24 protein-coding genes and 1 tRNA gene are annotated in these 20,532 nt (G+C 31.5%); 7 read left to right on the plus strand and 18 right to left on the minus strand.

The annotated features are described in order from the left end of the window. The first annotated feature begins 60 nt into the window (after positions 1-60). Positions 61-1,254: a hypothetical protein gene (locus tag AW732_RS03875; protein ID WP_067958762.1), complete on the plus strand. Its 1,194-nt coding sequence runs from the start codon at positions 61-63 to the stop codon at positions 1,252-1,254. Positions 1,255-1,260: 6 nt separating this feature from the next. Next, complete coding sequence (locus tag AW732_RS03880) at positions 1,261-2,079, plus strand: transglutaminase-like domain-containing protein (RefSeq protein WP_067958765.1); 819 nt, start codon at positions 1,261-1,263, stop codon at positions 2,077-2,079. Here AW732_RS03880 and AW732_RS08705 read toward each other — a convergent pair. The 3 genes from AW732_RS08705 to AW732_RS03885 all read right to left on the minus strand — a co-directional run bounded on the left by AW732_RS08705 (position 2,076) and on the right by AW732_RS03885 (position 2,600). Further along, on the minus strand, positions 2,076-2,246 hold the full coding sequence (locus AW732_RS08705) for a hypothetical protein (RefSeq protein WP_172790389.1): 171 nt from the start codon (positions 2,244-2,246) through the stop codon (positions 2,076-2,078). The genes AW732_RS03880 and AW732_RS08705 overlap by 4 nt on opposite strands. Before the next feature lie 70 nt (positions 2,247-2,316). Continuing rightward, on the minus strand, positions 2,317-2,478 hold the full coding sequence (locus tag AW732_RS08710; protein ID WP_172790390.1) for a hypothetical protein: 162 nt from the start codon (positions 2,476-2,478) through the stop codon (positions 2,317-2,319). A 35-nt stretch (positions 2,479-2,513) separates the two neighbouring features. Continuing rightward, positions 2,514-2,600 (minus strand) — tRNA-Ser (locus AW732_RS03885). A gap of 94 nt (positions 2,601-2,694) precedes the next feature. On the opposite strand from AW732_RS03885, the gene AW732_RS03890 reads away from it, so the two are divergent. Next, entirely contained in the window at positions 2,695-3,726 is a 1,032-nt protein-coding gene (locus AW732_RS03890; RefSeq protein WP_067958768.1) for an isocitrate/isopropylmalate family dehydrogenase, read from the plus strand. A 221-nt stretch (positions 3,727-3,947) separates the two neighbouring features. Here the strand turns inward: AW732_RS03890 and AW732_RS03895 are convergent, their stop codons facing one another. The 11 genes from AW732_RS03895 to AW732_RS03945 all read right to left on the minus strand — a co-directional run bounded on the left by AW732_RS03895 (position 3,948) and on the right by AW732_RS03945 (position 12,546). Beyond that, entirely contained in the window at positions 3,948-4,484 is a 537-nt protein-coding gene (locus AW732_RS03895) for a HemK2/MTQ2 family protein methyltransferase (protein WP_067958771.1), read from the minus strand. After that, complete coding sequence (locus tag AW732_RS03900) at positions 4,459-5,163, minus strand: rRNA adenine dimethyltransferase family protein (RefSeq protein ID WP_067958774.1); 705 nt, start codon at positions 5,161-5,163, stop codon at positions 4,459-4,461. The genes AW732_RS03895 and AW732_RS03900 overlap by 26 nt, the downstream gene beginning before the upstream one ends. Continuing rightward, entirely contained in the window at positions 5,160-5,726 is a 567-nt protein-coding gene (locus tag AW732_RS03905; protein WP_067958776.1) for a DUF655 domain-containing protein, read from the minus strand. The genes AW732_RS03900 and AW732_RS03905 overlap by 4 nt, the downstream gene beginning before the upstream one ends. A gap of 20 nt (positions 5,727-5,746) precedes the next feature. Continuing rightward, a complete protein-coding gene (locus AW732_RS03910) occupies positions 5,747-6,073 on the minus strand; it encodes an RNA polymerase Rpb4 (protein WP_067958779.1) in 327 nt (108 codons plus the stop codon). A 2-nt stretch (positions 6,074-6,075) separates the two neighbouring features. Further along, positions 6,076-6,375 (minus strand): 50S ribosomal protein L21, encoded by a 300-nt coding sequence (locus tag AW732_RS03915; RefSeq protein ID WP_067958782.1) that lies wholly within the window; start codon positions 6,373-6,375, stop codon positions 6,076-6,078. A gap of 55 nt (positions 6,376-6,430) precedes the next feature. Then, the gene (gene rlmN / locus AW732_RS03920) at positions 6,431-7,486 is read right to left on the minus strand and encodes a 23S rRNA (adenine(2503)-C(2))-methyltransferase RlmN (RefSeq protein ID WP_067958785.1); all 1,056 of its coding nucleotides are present in this window, start codon (positions 7,484-7,486) and stop codon (positions 6,431-6,433) included. A 90-nt stretch (positions 7,487-7,576) separates the two neighbouring features. Next, a complete protein-coding gene (gene radA / locus AW732_RS03925) occupies positions 7,577-8,752 on the minus strand; it encodes a DNA repair and recombination protein RadA (protein ID WP_067958789.1) in 1,176 nt (391 codons plus the stop codon). An 84-nt stretch (positions 8,753-8,836) separates the two neighbouring features. Further along, positions 8,837-9,019 carry a 30S ribosomal protein S30e gene (locus tag AW732_RS03930; RefSeq protein WP_067958791.1) on the minus strand — a complete coding sequence of 61 codons (183 nt, stop codon included), beginning with the start codon at positions 9,017-9,019 and terminating at the stop codon, positions 8,837-8,839. A 43-nt stretch (positions 9,020-9,062) separates the two neighbouring features. Further along, positions 9,063-10,787, minus strand: a complete 1,725-nt coding sequence (locus AW732_RS03935; protein WP_067958800.1) for a radical SAM protein — start codon at positions 10,785-10,787, stop codon at positions 9,063-9,065. A gap of 51 nt (positions 10,788-10,838) precedes the next feature. Further along, complete coding sequence (locus tag AW732_RS03940; RefSeq protein WP_067958802.1) at positions 10,839-11,651, minus strand: dihydroorotate dehydrogenase electron transfer subunit; 813 nt, start codon at positions 11,649-11,651, stop codon at positions 10,839-10,841. Then, on the minus strand, positions 11,635-12,546 hold the full coding sequence (locus AW732_RS03945; RefSeq protein WP_067958805.1) for a dihydroorotate dehydrogenase: 912 nt from the start codon (positions 12,544-12,546) through the stop codon (positions 11,635-11,637). Before AW732_RS03945 ends, AW732_RS03940 begins: the two co-directional genes overlap by 17 nt. Positions 12,547-12,631: 85 nt before the next feature. On the opposite strand from AW732_RS03945, the gene AW732_RS03950 reads away from it, so the two are divergent. Next, complete coding sequence (locus AW732_RS03950) at positions 12,632-13,969, plus strand: ribonucleotide-diphosphate reductase subunit beta (RefSeq protein ID WP_067958806.1); 1,338 nt, start codon at positions 12,632-12,634, stop codon at positions 13,967-13,969. Continuing rightward, complete coding sequence (locus AW732_RS03955) at positions 13,908-14,630, plus strand: fibrillarin-like rRNA/tRNA 2'-O-methyltransferase (protein WP_082697409.1); 723 nt, start codon at positions 13,908-13,910, stop codon at positions 14,628-14,630. Before AW732_RS03950 ends, AW732_RS03955 begins: the two co-directional genes overlap by 62 nt. Here the strand turns inward: AW732_RS03955 and rnhB are convergent. Beyond that, positions 14,627-15,247, minus strand: coding sequence for a ribonuclease HII (rnhB, locus tag AW732_RS03960; protein ID WP_067958808.1), 621 nt, complete (start codon positions 15,245-15,247; stop codon positions 14,627-14,629). The genes AW732_RS03955 and rnhB overlap by 4 nt on opposite strands. A 61-nt stretch (positions 15,248-15,308) precedes the next feature. On the opposite strand from rnhB, the gene AW732_RS03965 reads away from it, so the two are divergent. Further along, positions 15,309-16,478: a tRNA (guanine-N1)-methyltransferase gene (locus AW732_RS03965; protein ID WP_067958810.1), complete on the plus strand. Its 1,170-nt coding sequence runs from the start codon at positions 15,309-15,311 to the stop codon at positions 16,476-16,478. Here the strand turns inward: AW732_RS03965 and AW732_RS03970 are convergent. The 3 genes from AW732_RS03970 to AW732_RS03980 are packed head-to-tail and all read right to left on the minus strand — an operon-like array spanning position 16,446 to position 18,284. Next, entirely contained in the window at positions 16,446-17,039 is a 594-nt protein-coding gene (locus AW732_RS03970) for an RlmE family RNA methyltransferase (RefSeq protein ID WP_067958812.1), read from the minus strand. The two genes, AW732_RS03965 and AW732_RS03970, sit on opposite strands and share 33 nt — an antisense overlap. Continuing rightward, a complete protein-coding gene (locus AW732_RS03975; RefSeq protein WP_067958815.1) occupies positions 17,036-17,758 on the minus strand; it encodes a transcriptional regulator in 723 nt (240 codons plus the stop codon). The genes AW732_RS03970 and AW732_RS03975 overlap by 4 nt, the downstream gene beginning before the upstream one ends. A gap of 52 nt (positions 17,759-17,810) precedes the next feature. Continuing rightward, positions 17,811-18,284 carry a hypothetical protein gene (locus AW732_RS03980; protein ID WP_067958818.1) on the minus strand — a complete coding sequence of 158 codons (474 nt, stop codon included), beginning with the start codon at positions 18,282-18,284 and terminating at the stop codon, positions 17,811-17,813. Between the two features lie 103 nt (positions 18,285-18,387). On the opposite strand from AW732_RS03980, the gene AW732_RS03985 reads away from it, so the two are divergent. Next, positions 18,388-20,481, plus strand: coding sequence for an AAA family ATPase (locus AW732_RS03985; protein WP_067959068.1), 2,094 nt, complete (start codon positions 18,388-18,390; stop codon positions 20,479-20,481). The last annotated feature ends 51 nt before the right edge of the window (positions 20,482-20,532 follow it).

Here is a 20,532-nt window from a genome sequence, read left to right on the forward strand (position 1 = left end):
TTGCATTTTAAGAGAAATTCAAGTTAATGTTAAATGTAGTATTTCCAAATTTTTATCAAATTGGGAGAATTTCAAGAGTTTACTGAGGCATTATTTGGGCAATTATCAGTTGAAATTGATGAAGAAAAAGAGATTATCAAATTAGCAAGTAGAGCAAAAGAAGATCTAAAAGGAAAGGTGGAATTCAATAATTTAGAAAATATAGCAGCAGAGGTTTTTTCCACATATAAAAATAAAGTTGAAGAATTTCTAGACGTTAAAATCCCTGAAAATATTGAGTTAAAATTTCCAGAATTAACAGATTTGAAAAGATTGAAAGGGGAAAAAGTATTTGCAGATAAAGAATCAAAAGTATTTGTTACAGAATTATTTAATGCAGTTGCAAAAGAGAATAAAACAAGAATCGCAGAATTAATGCAAGAGGATACAGCCAAGTATTTAGTATATTCAACATATGCAATTCAATACATTTCTAAAATTACAACAACATATGGAGATTATTTAGATTCAATTATTTATTTGAACAAATTCATCCTATCAAGATATCCAGAAATAATTCTTCACAAGCAAGGTGAACCATATGATGCAAAATTTGAGAATGTTAATTCAGGTTATTTGGGTGCTGTAAAAATGACTGTTGTTGAAGAATTAATTCATGCTGCTCAAAAAAACCTACAACAAGTTAACAAAAATGCTGCAATAGAAGTAAATAAAATTAATGAAGAATTAGCAAGAATAATTTTATCACTAGATACTGAAACAATTAACAAGCTTTCAGAATATTGTCAATTACAAGCTGTTCCAGATGATTTTCCATTTGCAAAAAAGGCAAATCTATTCTTCTTTTTGAATCCAGATCATTTCTTAATTGAACAAATAGGTCCAGATGTAATGACATTTACCCACGTAGAGATAGATCCAAAAATAGGAGAAGCAATTCCTCAATTATTAGATATTTACAAAAAATGGTTAGTTCCAATCCAACAACATCATGCAGCATTTACAGCAATGGAAGGAATGGCAGCTTTTGCAATTGAAAATATTCTAAAAGACGACAAAGATTTTCAAAATTATCTTACAACATTCATGGGAACTGATTTTTCATCATATCAAGTAAGAAAAAGTATGGGAAAAGACTTTACAAAAATAATTTATGAAAAATTAGGCACAAAAACATTCAAGAAAATGATTGAAGTTCCTCCAAATACAAAAGAATTGAAAGATCCTCAGTTATACCTAAAAAAACTGAGTTAGTAATAATTGAGTGAAAAATTTGACCCACTAGTTGCAGAATGGATATCATTTGTAAAAAATCCCAATTTCAATTTAATTGAAAAATGCCTTAAATTTTCACAATTAATAGAATATCCAGAATTACAAGTTGATGAATACATTAAAAAAATTCATAGAATGGGAATGTCATTAAAAGAATCAATTAGTGATGTTAAAAATCCAACATATCTAATTTCAATGTTAAATGAACATCTTTTTGAGAATTTAGGGTATAGCGGAGATGATGATGATTACTATAATCCAAAAAATAATTTCCTTAATGAAGTAATAGATAAAAAAACAGGTCTTCCAATTACAATATCAATTCTATATGTTGAAATTGCTAAATTTATTGGATTAGATCTTAAGGTGGTAGGATTTCCAGGACATGTATTAGTAAAATATAATGAAGAAATGATACTTGATCCATTTTATGATGGTCGTTTATTAGACATTGACGATTTACAAGAAATTTTAGATGTGAATTTTGATGGAGAATTAGAATTCAAACCAGAATTTCTTGACGAAGTTAAATCAGAACAAATTCTTATCAGAATGGTTCGTAATTTAAAAAATTCATACATCGGATCATATGTTTATGATAAGGCATTACGTTGTGTTGATATGGTGTTAGCAATTGAACCAGAATCTCCAGAAGACATTAGAGATAAAGGAATTTTAGAACAAAGATTACAAAATTCTGAAAATGCTTTGAAATATTTGAATAAATATTTAGAAATAAATCCTAATGCAGAAGATGTAGATTTTATTTTAGAATTAATTAGAAGTATTAAGATTAAAGATTAATCAATAATAGAATTGACATCTTGACCTTTTTTGATCATTGATATTTCATGACGAGCAATTTTATTTCGTAAAGCGCCTTTCAAGATATCTACTTCACTTCTAAGTAGTGCAATTTCATCTTCAAGTTTTGCAACTCTCTCATAAATGGTTTCAGCATCTGAACTCATAATGAATTATGAATAAAAAATTGTATTAAAAAGTTATGGGTAATGGTTTAGTAACTAGATGAATCTTAAATTATAATTCAAATTCTTGACGACATTTTTCACATTTTGCCCTTTCTTCACCAGGTGAGCCTAAAAGGAAGATTTTTCCAATTGTTTGACATAAAGGACACATTCCAGTTGTAGCATTTTTTGGGCCTGTACGAATAATTTTTTGACTTTTTCTTCGTCCCATGAAAAAACTCACTTATCCGGTCTATTAAGTTTTAATGGCGCGGGGAGAGGGATTTGAACCCACGAGTTCTTGCGAACATAGGATTAGCAATCCTACGCCCTACCAGGCTAGGCGACCCCCGCATAATTAGACCTAGAAGTATCTGTAAATAAATTCATTCGTTATCAAATAATGCAGTGGTAGAATTAATTAGAAGTAATTCAGAATCTTGCAATAATGAGTAAAAAAGCAGCTGTAATGAAAGGAGATGGAATTGGACCAGAAGTAGTGGATTCAATGTTAAGGGTCCTAAAAGAATGTAATTTTCAATCAGAATTAATTTTATGTGAAGCAGGTTCTGAACAATGGGATAAAAACGGTAGAAAAGATGCATCATATATCCCAGATTCAACTATGAAAACATTAGAAGAAGTAGACTGTTGTTTTAAAGGACCAACCACAACGATTCCAGTACCAGGTGCCCCTAGAAGTGTTGCAGTAACATTAAGACAAAAATTTGATCTTTACGCTAACATTAGACCAACAAAAACATATGATAGATTAACACCAAACAGAAAACTTGATTGTGTATGTTTTAGAGAAGCAACTGAGGGTCTCTATACAGGAGTAGAAGCAAAAATTACAGATGATGCAGCAATTGCAATAAGAAAAATCACAAGACATGGTAGTAGAAGATTAATTGATTCTGCAGTTGATTGGGCAAATAAATTTGAAATGAAAAAAATGGTTGCAATTACAAAAAGAAATATCTTAAAACAAACAGATGGAATATTTTGGGACGAAACACAAAAAGCAGTAGAAGGTACAGGAATTGAATTATCTGAAATATACATAGACAACATGGCACAACAAATGGTAATTGCAACTGAACAGTTTAATGGTTCAGTGTTAGTTAGTACCAATTTATTTATGGATATTATTTCAGAACTTGCATCAGCGTTAGTTGGTTCAATTGGATTAATTTATTCTGCCAATATCGGAGACAATTATGCAATGTTTGAAGCAGCGCATGGAAGTGCACCTCAATTCGCAGGACAAAATAAAGTAAATCCAACAGCAACAGTATTGTCAGGAGCATGGATGGCAGATTATTTAGGTGAAAGAGAAATTAGAGATGCAATATTTGCAGCTACTGAACAAGTAATTAACGAAGGTAAAGATGTAACATGGGATATTGGTGGAAATGCATCCACTACACAAATGACAGATGCAATAATTACATATGCAAAAAATAATTTAAGAAAATAGATAGTAATCAAAACCACATAGTTACCGACGGGTAACTCCACTACACATTCTAACACCCTAACATGCAATGTTTGGAATTATTCGATTGCTATCAAACAATAATACAGATTAATTGAATAAAAATATGATTTAGAAAAAAATGATCAAATGTTTATTTTTAAAAAATTTTTTAAATAATATTTCAATGAATTTCAGTCATTAGAGAGAGAACAAAATACATGTTAATTTATTGCCTCTACAAGAATTAATTCTTCAAAAAATAATTTTTTTTGAGCAATAATTTTTGTTGTTAAACCTAATTTTTCTGCATAATCTATGAGTTTAGAATAATTTGATAATGAAGAAGTAACAAAAATGAATTTTCCATTTTTTTTCAAATTTTTTAAAACAGAATCAAAAATATTTTTGGGAATTTCAAAACCTTCAGAACCACCATCAGTTGCAATATCCAAAATTTCATCTGTTGCAAGATAGGGTAAATTACAAACAATAAAATCAAATTTTATTTTTAGTGCATCAGAACTATTACAGCAAATCAAATTATCTGTTTTGTAAGAACTTTGATTTTGTAATACTTTATAATTAACATCAGTTCCAATAACAAATGAAAAATTTTTACAAAGTAATTTTGTTAAATAACCAGAGCCACTTCCAACATCTAAAGCACACTCACCTTTTTCATTTTCAATATTATTGGCTATAAAAAAAGTATCTTCAGATGGAGGATATTCATCAGTTTTTAAGAATTTGTTTGGCAAGATTAACTATTTCATCTCCTGTTAGGTCATCAATTCGTTTCTCTATTGTACTTTGTTGATTGAATTGTTTTAAAATATTTTTTACAGTTTTCCGCCTGTAAGAAAATATATCATTAATTAATGAAATTAATTGTTTGTCCAAATCAGTTTTCTTAGATATTTTTAAAATCATAGAATCAACTTTAGGAGGGGGAGAAAAATTATTCTTTCCCACTATAGAAATTTTTTTGATATCTAGAGTATATGTTGCAATAATACTTACAGCTCTTCGATCTTTTGATTTTGCAAGTAGTTTTTCAGCAAATTCTTTTTGAACCATAATTACACCATGTGAAAAAGATTTTTGTGCCAACCATTCAACTGCGTCTTTACTTTTCGAGTAAGGTAAATTGGAAACAAAAATTGAAAAAGTATCTTTTTTCTTAAAGCCATCACCAGATTTTAGTTCAAGATTATCAAATTGAGAGAAATTAGATCTTGCTTTTTTAGTTAATTTTTCATCAGCATCTACAGAAATCACTTTTTGAGCATTTTCACATAATAGAGGAATCAGAATGCCTGGACCAGTTCCTAGCTCAAAAACTACATCATTTTTAGAAATTTTAGCTTCTTTGACAATTAATTCCGCAATAGATTTTGAGTTAAGAAAATGTTGTCCCAATAATTTTCGTTTTATCATCTCTTAACAAAGAGATTCATCCTACTTTCACCAGAAATTTCATCAATTATTCTTTCAGAAATATGTTTAACTGGATCTTTGAATCCAACTCTGTCTTGTAAATCCACATAACTTTCAAATTTTTGTTTTTCTCGTTCTTCCAACATGGTTTTCATGTATGTCTTTCCAATACCAGGAATTAATTCCAGTGCATGAATTCTAGGAGTTAATGGTTGTGCATTATTAAGATATTTTACAAATTTTGTTTCATTGTCAGTGACAATTTTTTCTACGACATTTGATAATTCACTTTGAGCAGAACTAGATATTTTTTCATAATCCATTTTACCCAATACAGATGAAATTTTTGTTCTACCGTCCTTACCAATGTAAATTTTTTCTCCAACTTCAAAAGTAGAATTTGAAATTCCTAAAACTTCTAAAAGCGTTAAACGATCCTCACCAATTGCAGTAACAATAATGCCTTCTCTTCCACGAACAGTTGTGGATTTGCCCCTAGGATTGAAATCTAAAACATATGCATACTCTTCATACTTTCTAGAAGTAGGTTGTCCCCGATACAAAATGTATTTCTCCAGAAAAATTAAGAATGCTCCTGGATTATTTTGAGTATTTTTTCCAGGGTTTCGGCAAGAATTAATTTTTTCCAACCAAAAGTAAATGAACGTAATTCAGCCATACTTGTTGGTCTGATATTTACAATTTCAACTGCTTCGTCTTCTGTTAATTGACAATCTTTGATAAGTTTCTTTTTCATGTTTTTTGCATTTTTTGAATCTATTGTTACAAATTTTGAAACATAATCATATGTCCAACGTTGTATTTGATCCATTTCTTCAACATCAACTTTACCCAAAATTTCTTTTACTTCAGAAAGTGAAATTGCTTGTTTTTTTTGTACTTCTTCCATAATTATACACCGAATGGTTTTATGTGATCTAACCTAGTGATTAAGGTTTTTGGTTTGTTTCCCAATTTGACACTTAATGTTACTGCACGTCTACCAACATTTGTAATAACACCTACTTTTCCATGGTATCTTCTATGCGGTAATCCTTTGTGCTGTCTAGGATCAATAATGACAAGTGCTTGTTGGCCTTCTTGATATTCACGTAACAAAAATGATACTCCTCTAGGGGATTTTTTTGTCATTACAGATCTAGATTTATGTTTAAATCCATGTGAACGACCATGAGACTTCTTAGTTGCCATGAGTCTAAAACCTTGGAAAGCCCTATTTTAACACTTAGGACAATATTTTAAAAAATTACCCAACAATATCAGTTCTAAGTTGTCCACATGCAGCTGAGATCTCTGTTCCTTTCTCAACTCTGATTGTACAGTTAATTCCTGCTTTTGATAAAATTCGTTCAAATTCATGAACACGATTATTTGATGGGCGTTTAAAATCACCAGCCGTAGGATTGATAGGAATTAAATTTACATGAGAACCATTTCCACGTAATAATTTAGCTAACTTTTGAGCAATGTCAGGAGAATCATTAATCTCATTCATTAATGCATATTCAAAAGTAACACGTCTACCAGTTTTTTTAAAATAAGCATGACCAGATTCAATTATTTCTTCAACAGAATTTGCAGTAGCAGTAGGAACCAATTTTTTACGTAAATTATTTGTAGGAGCGTGTAAAGATATTGCCAAGCCTATTTGCAAATTTTCGTCAGCCAATTTTTCAATTCCAGATGCAATTCCAATTGTTGAAATAGTTATGTGACGTTGACCTAATCCAAATCCTCTAGGATGAGTTAAAATTTTTACAGCCCTAATCATTTCATCGTAATTTGCCATGGGTTCACCCATTCCCATAAAAACTAAATTCGTTACGTGTTCTCCTCTTTGCCTTAAAATTTCTTCAAAATGAATTACCTGTGAAATAATATGTTCTGCCTTGAGATTTGTTTCAAAACCCATTTGTCCAGTTGCACAAAAAACACATCCCATTGCACATCCAATTTGAGTTGAAACACAAATAGTTGATCTTGGGTGACCTCCAATTTTTGTTGGTTCATATTGCATTAAAACAGTTTCAACAGATTTTTCATTTGTTAAATTAAGTAATAATTTTGTAGTGTCACCATCTTCACTTACAATTCTATGAGTTTCCTTTGCAGAACCTATTGTGTATCCAGCACCATCTAATTCTTCAATCAATTTTTTTGGTAGTTGTTTAATATCTGAAATTTTTTTTGGAAACTTGTAATATAGAGGAAGTAAAATTTGATCTGCCCTATAACGGGGATAACCCATTTCAATGACTAATTTTTCCATTTCTTCAGGAAAAAATCGATAAAGATCCACCATGATAAAATGTCACATTATCAGATGATATTAGAATTTAATGAATAATTAAAAAATAAAATAAGAAAAAGAGAAGAAAAAATCTCTCAGAGGCTAGAAATCATCAGATGTGATATCTGCGCCGTGATCTTCAACTATATCTACTTCAGGTTCAGCAGTAGCATCTACTTCAGGTTCAGCAGTAGCATCTACTTCAGGTTCAGCAGTAGCATCTACTTCAGGTTCAGCAGTTTTAGTTTTTGTCTTAGTCTCTTTGGCTTTTTTTGTGGTTGCTTTCTTGGTAGTCTTTTTTGTCTTTTTCTCTGCCTCTTCAGGATCAATGATTCCTGCTTCGCCCAAAGCAAAGATTACTTCTTCTTCAGGATGATGAGGACTATCCACCATTCTAGCAATTCGTTTTTTGCCTGATTTTTTGAAGTAAATTCTATAGGTACTTGTATGTGCAACTACATTTCCACCAATAGGTCTAGTTGGATCTCCAAAGAAAACATCAGGTGATGCCATTACTTGGTTTGTTGCAATTGCAGCACAATCATATGTTTCTGCAATTCGGACCAACAAGTGAACAAAATGATTTAATTTTTGTTGTCTGACAGATAATGTTCCTCTTCCAAGATATTCAGAACGGAATAATCCAACTGCAGAATCTGCAACGATTAATTTTACATTATGTTCTTCAATTATAGTACCAGCTTCTTCGAGAATTAATGTTTGATGAGCACTGTTGTATGCACGTGCGACAATAATATTGTCCAAAACTTTTTCAGGATCCATTTCATGAGCTTGAGCAATTTGAACAATTCTTTCAGGTCTGAAAGTATTTTCTGTATCAATATACAAAACACCACCTTCAAGTCCACCTTCTTCTTTACTTTTTTGAACCATTACAGACATGGTATGAGCAAATTGTGTTTTACCACAACCAAATTCTCCATAAACTTCTGTCAAAGCTCTAGTTTCAAGACCACCATCAAATAGGGTGTCAAGACAATTAGTACCAGTACTAATCTTACCAATACTTTGTCGAGTTTTATAGAGTTCACTTGCACTAATGAAATCTTTAGCAAGTAAACCACCTTCAACCAAATGTTTTCTTGCTTTATTGACAATTTTTTCAGCTGTATCCTTTTCCATTCCAGTGATTTCTGAAATATCAACAGGGCCTCTAACGATGAGATCCATGACGTTGTGGACACCTGCATCGGATAATTTTCTTGTAGTTACAGGACCTACGCCCTCCAAACTATCTAATCTTAAATCTTCAACCATACCGTATAGTACGGTACCTGTACTTTATAAGGGTATTGTTTAAAAATTTGATTGATAAATGATAAAAATACAGACGAAAATATTCTAACGTCTTTTTCTTCTTTGACCAGGTTTATTTTGACCTGGGAATCTGCCTAAAGCAAATCGTTTTTTGAAATTACTTTTGTTAGCTACACTAGAACTTGTTCCTACGATTTTTCTTCCTTCAACTTTAGGAGTTTGTCCTCTTACTTTACCTGCTTTAGTTAATGAACCGTGTGTTGCCATGTTTTACAGTTAGAATTAGTGAATTTATGTATTTGGATAATAATTACCAGTACTTTGCCTTGATAGTTTCAATAACTTTTTCATGTTCTGGACTCTTTCTGCGGGCATATTTTTCCATAGCACCAAGAGGAACTCCACCAAGAGATCTAGCAATAGCATTGAAGAAGTATCTTTGTGGTCCTTTTGCACCAGTTTTAGTCATGAATTTTTGAATAGCATATTTGAAATTATGTTGCCATGTCTTGTATAAGACACCCAATTGTGCAGGAGTCATTTCATTTCCAATGTTAAAGAAATTAGATGTTTCCAACAGACCGATAGGAACAAAAGTCAAAGCAGTAGCAGTAAACATGGAATCGGGTTGTTCATGTTCTAGTTCACTAAGAAGTCTAATAGTTTCCCAAGAATCTTCAGGGGTTTCATCATTATCTAGTCCCATAATTAATGTGAAAGCAGGAATCCAATAATTTTCATTCATAGATTTGACACCTTCTTTAACAACCCAGTGCCATTCTGATGGATCATAAGGAGCTAATTTTCTATCGGCATATTTGCCAATTAATCTAAGACTACCAGTTTCAAATCCAGCTTGAACACCAATCATATTGTCTGGGCCAGCTTTCATAATTCTAGATAAGTTTGGAAGAAGTTTTTCATCAGCAATTGCTCCAGCTAAGGTTCCATGAGTTGGATTAGTGTGTTCAACCCCAGTAGACATGATTGCCGTAAATAATTCCTCTAATGCTTCTCTATTTGGTTCCATTCCTTTTGCAGTTCGTGGATCCATTCCGTAAACAAAAATATCATCACTGTGAATCCATGCAGATTTAGAACCTCCTTTCTTAATGTTAACTTCAATTTCTTTTTTGACTTTTTCAGGAGAATAGTATCTTAATGATCTTAATGTGACATCACAAAATTTACAACCTCTACCACAACCTCGCATTACCTCAACCATTCCATGCATACTAGGTTCTACAATATCAGGAATCTCTTCTAAATCAGGTCTATCCCAAAAATTAACAAATCTTCCATGAAGTTTCTTTCCATTTCTTTCAAATTCTTTTATGTTAACTTTAAAATCACTTCTCTTTCTGAAAGGATCCATATTTTCAAAATCACCATTAATTAAATAATTAAAGAATCTACCAGCATGTCCATCAATCTCTGGTGCAATTCCACCTAGTTCACCTTCTAAGATAGCATAAATTCCAAATTCTTCAATTTTTTCTGGATCATAATTATATTGCCAAGTTCCAGATGCACCCGAAATTACTTTAGCCTTACTTCCAGTTCTTGCTTTAGCAGCTTTAATTCTATGATGTAATTCAGTGTTGTAAAATTCATCATAAGATGTTTGTTTTCTACCATAAGTAAATGTCATAGTTACAGGACCCATTCCCAAAGGATCCATTTCATAAGTTCCAATTACTTCAGTTTCAGGACCAATAAATTTTTCAATGTGATTTGGATGAGCAACAACTACATCACTACGTGCAAAACCATCACGTAACAATCCAGCTTCTAATTTTCTCAGCCCATATGGAGCATATTTTGCTGCACCATTGATGTCAGGAGACCAATTACAAATAAAATCAAACAGAACTTTAGGAGTTACTTGTTTTCCAAGAATTTTGTACCAAAAGCTCTTAGGATCTCTATGAGGGTCTAGTGCAGGAGCACATCCAAAAAATGTTGCAAGAGACAATCCCCTATACGGAGACATTAATGTTCTATCTGCGGTTAAAACGATTTTTGGAGTTCCCATTACCTTCACGCAAAATATTTTATGATTGATTTTAAACCTTACTCGAAAAAATCAATAATCTTCAAGAATTCCAGCCTTATTTCTGTGCGTATAACCAAATTCTTTGTTTTGAGACAGATGAGTTCCATCAAATATAGTTCCATCTTTACAGGCAAGATCCTCACCCACACAACAACTTCCACAAATCCCAACACCACATTTCATCATTCGTTCAAGACTTGCTTGAACAAAAATGCCTTTAGAATGGGCAGATTGAACAGTTTTGTACATCATTTTTTCTGGACCACAAGTATACACACCATCAAAGTGAGATTCGTTAACTAATTTTTCTACCACATCAGTTACAAATCCTTTTTCACCATAACTTCCATCATCAGTACAGACAATCACTTTGTGAGGATTATTTTTTAATAGTTCATTTGCTAATGTTTCAAAGAAAACTTCATCTTTTGATTTTGCTCCAATCAACAATGTTACATTATCAGTTGGTTTAACATGTGTTAATAATCTCATCATAGGAACTAATCCAGTTCCACCTCCTACTAACAAAAGATTTCCTTCTTTAACATCAAAAGCATTTCCATAAGGTCCACGAACTCCAATTTTTTCACCCGACTTAATGTTGAAAAGTCCTGTGGATGCCTGACCATGTTTTCTAACAGTAAATGCTGCTTTTCCAGTTTCTTTAGAAATCATTACACTCATTGGTAATTCATTAATTCCAGGAATCCAAACCATTGCAAATTGACCAGGTAAAACATTAGACATAACATCATCTGAAAAATACAAAGTTCGAACAGTAGGCGTTTCATCTACTACTTTTTCAATTGTGAGAATCGTTGTATGATTAAAATTTCTTTGCAAGTCCCACCATCTCATTAATTGTTGAATAGTTTTTCTTTTTCATATATTGAAGTATTCCTTTATTGATATCATCAAAAACAGTTATCCAATTATCTCCAATTGCACTGCCGAGTTGAATTGCGGAAGCACCAGCTAAGAAAAATTCAATTGCATCTTCCCAAGTAGAAATTCCACCACATCCAATTATTGGGATATCGTATTTTGAAGAAATTTCATAAACACATCGTAATGCAATAGGTTTGATTGGAGTACCAGATAATCCTCCAAATTTATTACTAAGAATTGGGCGTTGGGTTTCAACATCTATTGCCATTGCTCTAACCGTATTGATTGCAGTTATAGCATCAATTCCAGAATCAATTGCAGTTTTTACAGTATTAAGGTAATGAGTAGTTCCTAAACCAACTTTTGCAATTACAGGAATATTAGTAGAATTTTTTACAGTTGTAACAATTTGTTTAACTAATTCAGGATCATCACCAACTTCTAATCCAACTTTGGCCACATGAGGACAAGATAAATTCAGTTCAAATGCAGTAACATTACAATTTTGGAATTCATTAACCATTTTTGCAAAATCTTCAGGAATTGAACCAACTAAACTTACCATAATGGGAACGTCTGCATTTGGTTCAATCATTTTAGCAAAATTTGATGCTCCAGGATTGGATAATCCCACAGCATTCATCCACCCGCCACCATTTACGCTAAAAATAGTAGGGTTTGGATAACCTTCCCAAGGCTCATTACTCAAAGATTTTGTTACTACAGCTCCTGCACCTGAGCGATAAAGTCGATTAAAAACATCTAAAGAAATACCTAAAATTCCAGATGCAAGCATGGCTGGCTTTTCAAGTTCAATTTTACCTATAGAGGTGACAAGACTGGGTTCCATCCTGATAATTGAACGTAGATTCGAATATAATAGTTGATTTGAGGATCTAGTACCTTTTTTAAAGGTGATTTAGGTTCAACTAGTCATGTATTCTGTAATTTTAACAGAGTTAGGAATTTCCATTTTCAATGATGGACAAGTAGATAAAGCATTTCCATTTTCAAATTCTGTTAAAGAATATCTTGCAATAAAAAATAAAGAAGCAAAACCAAATGAACTAATTAATTATCTAGCAAAAATTCAAAGAGGTGTTTCTGTAAGTGATGAATCATTACTTGCAATTTTAAAAAAATTCTCTATTGATTGTCATATGATGGATGAAGTAGAATTAGAAAAAATCCAGTCAACAAAACCACAGATTATTGTAGATTCAGGATTTGCATCAAATCTTCAAGATACGTTAGGAAAATTAAGAGAATTTGCATTAGGGTTTTCATCATCAAAAGTTACTGAAGTTTCAGAAAGTCCAGATTTACATATCATTCAAGCAATTAATTCATTAGATGAAATTGATAAAATTGCAAATGGATTAAGTTCAAGACTTAGAGAATGGTATGGATTACATTTTCCAGAATTAGATAATATGATAGACAGTATCAACGGATATGCACAAATTGTAATGGCAGGAAAAAGAGAATCATTGTCAAAACAAGTTTTTGAAGAGGCAGGTTTTCCAGAATCTAAAGTCGATATGCTATCATTAATCTTATCAAAAAGTAGAGGAGGAGACATTTCAGATATTAATTTAGCAATAGTTCAATCAATTGCAAAACAAATTTTAGATTTTCATGAATTACGTAAAAAGTTGGAAGAACATGTGGAATCAGAAATGCAAGAAATTGCACCTAATCTTTCAGCTATTCTTGGTACTGCAGTTGGTGCAAGGATTTTGGGAAGAGCAGGAAGTCTAAAAAGAATGGCATCACTTCCTGCAAGTACAATTCAAGTATTAGGAGCAGAAAAAGCATTATTCAGATCATTAAAAACAGGTTCACAACCACCTAAACACGGATTATTATTCCAACATGCAATGGTGCATGCAGCTCCAAGATGGCAAAGAGGAAAAATTGCAAGAGCAGTTGCAGCAAAAGCAGTGATTGCAGCAAGAGTAGATGTGTATGGAGAAGGATTGAATCAAACATTACTTGAGAAACTAAATGTAAGAGTCGATGAGATAGGCAAAAAATATGAAAATCCAACTGAAAAAGACATCAGAACACCTCAACAATTCAAACCACAAGGTGGAAGATTTGATGATGGAAGAAGAGAAGGTGGAAGAAGAGAAGGTGGAAGAAGAGAAGGTGGAAGAAGAGATGAAAGAAGAAATTATGGTGAACGAAGAAGAGAAGGTGGAAGATTTGATGATAGAAGAAGAGAAGATAGAAATTCAAGTAAAAAGAGAAAGAAGTTTGGAAGAAGATAATCAATCATATTTTTGGATCAAATCAGAAGGAGAGCAAAAAATTTCTACTGAAAATTTAGTTCCAGGAAATCAAGTATACAAGGAAAAATTAATTATCAAAAAAGGAATTGAGTATAGATTATGGGATCCTTTCAGAAGCAAATTAGCAGCATCAATAATGAATAGATTAGAAAATTTCCCATTTAAAAATAATAGTAAGGTATTGTACTTAGGAGCTTCAACTGGAACAACTGTTAGTCATATTTCAGACATTGTAGGTCCAACCGGAATTGTTTTTGCAGTTGAACATGCAAGTAGAGTTGCAAGGGATTTCTTAGACAGAGTAGCATCATATAGAACAAACATCATTCCAATTCTTCAAGATGCAAGAAAACCTAAAGAATATTTTTCAGTATTTGGAAAAGTAGATGTAGTGTATGTAGACATAGCACAACCAGATCAAACAAAAATTGCAATAGATAATTGTGACATGTTTCTAAAAAAAGAAGGATTATTCTTTCTAGTGATTAAAACCAGAAGTATAGATGTAACAAAAGCACCAAAAAAAATCGTTGAAGAAGAGATAGAGAAATTGAGAGAGAAGTTTGAAATTTTAGAATCAATAGATTTGCATCCATATGATAAAGATCATGCGATGGTAATTGCTAGGTATAAAAATTAATTTTTACCCATAATTTTTTGTACAGGTTTCCAACTTTTACGCACAAAAACTGGCATGATATGATTTTTCTTGTAGTATTTTGTCACAAATTTAACAGTAGTTGAATCAGAAGGATAACCACTACCAAGATTATGAGATTTATTTAATTTTTCAATAGCCTTATCTCTAGTTACTTTTGCTAAAATTGATGCAGCAGATACCACAACAAATCTACTATCAGCATGATGATATGATTTAATTTTGTGACCATCAGAAAGTAAAGAAATTTCTTTCCCAAATCTCAGAGGTTTTACATCACAAGAATCAACATATGAGGCATCAGCATCTAATTTTGAAACTACTTTTGCCATGTATTTTGCTTCCAAATAATTCAAAAGATGTTTTTTCACACTTGCATCAATTGAACGGGGAGGGATTTTTGTGATGTAATAATCATCAACAATTTCAATTATTTTTTTATAGAGAATCTTTCGAGATTTTGAAGATAATTTTTTTGAATCTTTCACACCAAGTGCAGTTAATTTTCGCAAATTTTTTTTTTCTAAAGAAATTCCAGCAATTACTAAAGGTCCCAACATAGAACCACGTCCAGCATCATCAATCCCACATATTTGCACAAATTCTGTCTTAAAATACAAGTATTAAACCGTTATACGTTATTAAAAATTAGAAAAAGAAATGAGTGAGACAAAGGAATCATTTCAAGAAATTATAGAAGGAGATACAAAATTATTAGTTCCAAAAAAATCATTGACAGAAAAAGTACCGCCAATCAAACCAGCATTTTTCAATCCAAAAGCAAAAACAAATAGAGATTTTTCAATAATTGCATATGCAGCGTTTTTAAAAAAATTTGAAGGTCCAAAAATTTTCTTGGAGTCATTGTCAGGAGTAGGTGCAAGAGGGTTACGTGTTGCAAATGAATTAGAAATAGAAGAAATGAAAATAAATGATCTTAATCCAACTGCCTTAGAAATTGCAAAAAAATCATCCATTCTAAATAATTTAAACAACATTAAATTTTCTGAAAAAGAAGCATGTGTGTTCCTAAATGAACACTCAAGAAAAGGAAATCGAGGTTCAATAGTAGATATTGATCCATTTGGTTCACCTGCAGCCTTTTTTGATTGTGGGGTTAGGGCAACCATGCACGGAGGAATATTATCAACAGCTGCAACAGATCTTCAGGTACTTAACGGCCTTTTTCAAGGAGCGTGTAAGAGAAAATACGGCGGAACTCCAATTAGAGTTGAATACGGAAACGAGATGGCCATCAGATTGATTTTAGGATGTCTCAGATCAGTTGCTGCAAGATTAGGAGTAACAATGATTCCAATGTTTGTTGAAAGTGAAATGCATTATTATCGAACATATACTAGAATTTTGAACCGAACAGATCAAGAAGAAAATATTGGATATGTCTTACATTGTAAAAATTGCGGCCATAGAAAAACTGTTGTTGAACAACAACAAGAATGTGATTTATGTAAATCAAAAAACAGTATTGCAGGCCCATTATGGATAGGAAAAATATTTGATAAAGAATTTGTTAAGAATATGATTGAAGAGAGTTCAAAGTTGAAAATACAAAAATCATGTGAAAAAACTATTCACAAATGCTTAGAAGAAACAGAGATGCCAGGATTTTATTTTACATTAGATGAAATTGCTAAGAAAATAAAAACATCCCCACCAAAATTAGAAAAAATCATATCAAATTTAAAAGAAAATGGATTTACATCAAGTGTTACATCTTTTAATCCAACAGGATTTCGAACAAATGCAAATATTAATGAAATAATTAAAATTTTTAATTCAACCAGTGAAACCCATACAAACACAGTATAATTCACTGCTTTGTTTTCTACTTGCATCAGGTTTTGTTAAATTGATTCTTGCAAATTTTTTCTTAACATAATCTCTAAATTCTAAAGAATATTCACCATCAAAAACTTTGAAAACCGCGTTTCCTTTATGAGCTAAAACTTTATCCATGATTTTGGTACAATCATAATTTAAAGAAATTTGTCTAGCATGATCAACGGACCAATTACCAGTAACTTTTGGTGAAAGATCACAAATCACAGCACCTACTTTACGCCCAAAATAAGATAAAACATCATCAACTAGAGATTCATTTTCAATGTTATCTCTAACAATATGAGCACCTGGAATTTCTTCAACATATGATAAATCAACTCCCATAACTTTTCCTTGATTTCCAACTAATTTTACAGCAACTTGAGTCCAACCACCGGGAGCACAACCAAGATCCAATACATAAAATCCAGGACCAATTAATCGATAAGACTGATTTAATTCTTTTAACTTGTATGCAGATCTAGCTCTAAACCCTTGTTCATGAGCTAATCTACGATAATGATCTTTTCGTGCATCTGCTAATTTCATTTTTTAGCCTTCGATGGTTTTTTGTATTCAGCTAGTACCCAATCTTCAATTAATTGACATGTTTTTGGACTAATTTCACCATCTAAAGAACACTTTTGTTCAACAGTACAAACTAAACAAGGAGAATTTTCAATTGATTGAGTACTGATAGGAGTTTTCTTTAAAATTAATTTGTATGTCCAACGATCGTTTTCAAGAAGTTTTTCCCTATTGACTGTACCCATTCTTTCAAGTTTCAATGACAATCTAGAACCATCACGACTTGAAAGTTTCAATTTTTTCCACAATTCACTTTGAAGCATACCATCAGATTCTCGTTCAGCTAAAACATCATAAATTTTATTTGTCAATCTTTCCATGTCGACTTTTTCAATTTGGAAATTTTCAATTTCTTCTTCAGTTAATTGTTCTTCTAATTCTTCTTCAACAGTTCTTTCAGCTGCTTTTTTTTCTTCTTCTAATTCTTTTTTAGTTAGTTTCTTGGGCTTTTCAGGTTTTGCCTCAGCTTTCTTTGTTACTTTTTTAGCTGGTTTTGCCTCAGCTTTCTTTGTTACTTTTTTAGCTGGTTTTGCCTCAGCTTTCTTTGTTACTTTTTTAGCTGGTTTTGCCTCAGCTTTCTTTGTTACTTTTTTAGCTGGTTTTGCCTCAAGAATTTTTGTTTTCTTTTTTAATTCTTCAATTTCTGCTTTAATTTTTTTTGCTTCATCTAATTTTGTCATATAATCACCATTTCTAAATTCAATTTACTACTATTCTTTGAATAATTCATTCCTATTTAACAGTAAATGTTCCAGTAGTGGAAAGATTTGTCAAATCAGTAGTAACAATATCTGCAACAATCTTGTAAGAACCAGGAGAATCAATTACTTTTGAAAAGGCGTCATTATTTGGAAACATTTTACCATCTTTTACACATTGATTGAAATAACCACCTTGTGTCACCACATCAGCACTTCCAGAAGTATAAATTGTGATATACAAATCGCCACAACTTATAGAAGAATCATTAATTTTTACTTGAATTTGAACAGGTTCTAAAACAGTGTAATGATTAGATAATCCAATAATTTCAATATCTGAATCATGAGAAGGTTTTCCGTGAGAAGACTCACCAGAGAAAGTCATAGGCCACATATTCAATTCTCTATCAGGTTTTTGAAGAGTATCAGCCATTACTGCAGATCCAAACACAATTGAGAAAATTACAGGTAAAACAAACACAATCATTTGCTTTGAGGAGACCATTTTGTACTAAACTAGGCAATTCCCTTATATCTATTTAGCAAAAATTGAGGCTAGGACTAGATTGTGACGAATAAGTTAAATCGTATCCGTGTAGATATTGCATGTGCGACTTAGAAAATTCAGAGTTCGAGCATACCGATGTATTCATGATTCTGGTGAGATTACGGTAGGGGACTTAGCAGCATTTGTAGGACGAAATGAGAGTGGGAAAACAACCATTTTGCAAGCATTGACATTGTTAAACAGAGACGAAAAAATCTCAGAATTAGATCTTTGTGATGAAATGACTGAAGAGCTTAAAGAAGAGATCAGATTAGCTGAAGGAGAATTTGAATTAAATGAATATGAAATAGAAATACTCAAAGAAAAATTTCCAGAATTACCAGAAATCAAAAAAATCAAGTTATTTAGAACAAATAGAAACCCCAAAGTCCAATATGATTTTGAAGAGACAGAAATTAGTGATGTTGATGATGAGGGACTAAATTCATGGGAAAACTTTACAAAAGAAATTCTTGAATTTTTAGATACATTACCAAATCACATAAGAATTCAAATTAATACAAAATTATTTGAAGAACAAGTTCCAAAAAATCAAGAATCATTTGATAGTGGAATGGCAGAGTTCAGTAATGAATTACATGTAATAGCAATTGAAGAATCAAAAATTCTTGAAGAATGGGAAAAAATTTATCATAAACCAGAAAATCAATTTTCAAACCTTCTCAGTGGTGAAAGTCAAAAAGTTGCATTAAAGAATTTTATTTATTCAGAATTACATCCAAGGTTTGTATACTTTTCAGATTATAAGAAAATTTACGGGAATATCAATCTAAACGAATACCTAAGAAAAGAAAATGAACAAAAACAAGATTCAATTGAATTTATTGAGGAATTTGATAAAGCTGAAACTGTAAGAAATTTGTTTTATTTAGCAGAATTAGACATGAATGAATTAGATGAAGTAAAAGAACAACCATCAAAATGTATCAAATTACTTAATACTGCAAGTAACAGATTAACTAAGAAATTAAATCCAGCATGGAAAGGAGATCCTATTCATGTTGATTTAAGATACAATCCAGGAAACATTATGAGTGTTGTAATTTCAGATGTTCACAAAGATGGAACAATAACAAACACAGGTTTACTAAATAGACGTGCAGAAGGTTTCAAATGGACATTTTCATTTATTGTAAATTTTGCAGCTGAAACACAACGTTCAGAACTTAAAGAAGCAATTTTACTTTTGGATGAACCAGCAAGAAACCTACACCCAACACAACAGATGGGAATTTCAGATTTATTGAAAAATTTGGCAGGCTCTAATCAAGTTCTATATGCAACTCACTCACCATTTATGATATTTGATTATACACCAGGAAATCTATTAGTTGTGGAATTAGATAAAAGAAAACATCTTAGTAGAATTTTCTATGATTATTGGAATGCAGATGACAAAACATTAACGCCTATCTTGTATGGATTGTGTAGAGGTCAAGTAGAAGCAATCGTAGATAGAGAAATTGGAACAAATTCCAGACCAGTTATCATTGTAGAAACAATGTCAGATTCCATGTATTTGAATTCATTTGACAAATTTTTACAGGATCCAAATATTTCCATGAATCCATTAAACGTAATTGCAGCATTTAATAAAAATTCAGTTTTACCATTGGCCATATTTTATAGAAATCATGGATACAAAACATTTGTTTTATTGGATAATACAGAAGAATCAAAACAAATATCTGCACAATTAGAATCAAATCAATTTTCTGCAGTTCAAACAATATTTTTTGAAAGAGATGGTAAAAAAATGGAATCAATTGAAGATTATGTTGTAGTTGAAGATTATCTCCATGCAGTAAATCAAACATATGAAATTAAATTAAGGCAAGAAGGATACTCAAATCTTACACCAGAAAGTATTGATTCTAAAGATTCCAAGGGTATTTTAGAAAAATTAAGAAGAGTTTGGCAAGAACATAGTGATGACGATTGGGGTGAATTTAACAATGAAGAAATTACCAGATACATTTGTGAAAAGATAACATTAGAAGAAACCAATTTCTTATCAGATAAAACAAAAGACCAATTTAGATCATTGTACAGATTAATTGCAGAAAGGATTAGACAATATCAAAATACAGTAACTAAACCAGATCTTGAAAAATTTCAAAGAAAGAAGGGTTAAACGAAGAATAATGATGAGAAATACTAAATTAAAATGGAGTTTAAATTAAAT

It is taken from the genome of Nitrosopumilus sp. Nsub, from assembly GCF_001541925.1.
Taxonomy (GTDB): domain Archaea; phylum Thermoproteota; class Nitrososphaeria; order Nitrososphaerales; family Nitrosopumilaceae; genus Nitrosopumilus.